1 pseudogene is annotated in these 331 nt (G+C 21.8%); it reads right to left on the bottom strand.

What is annotated here, in order from left to right:
* A pseudogene (locus C1G53_RS00235) lies at positions 1-331 on the bottom strand (hypothetical protein); the annotation flags it as partial.

Raw genomic sequence — 331 nt, forward strand, 5'->3', positions numbered from 1 at the left:
AATAATTGAAACAAATTTTAGAATAAAGCATACTGTTTTCATAATCATTTCGCTGGCCATTTTGAAACGCATCGGATAGACTTTTATATTCTGGTAAATTTATATTTACATCATCATTTTCATACTTATCTAAAATTGTTACTAATCTAAATTTTAAAAAATCATATGTATATCTATAAAATTGATCTGATTTATTCTGTGAAAAACGTTGTATTTCCTTTTTTATACTTATTAATACATCATCTAAATTGACACCTTCTTTATCAAGTAAAAGTTCAAATAAAAATTCTTTTATTTTCTTATTTTTTTCAAGATTCAAATTACGTGATAT

This window comes from Streptococcus suis (assembly GCF_002960445.1).
Taxonomy (GTDB): domain Bacteria; phylum Bacillota; class Bacilli; order Lactobacillales; family Streptococcaceae; genus Streptococcus; species Streptococcus hyiners.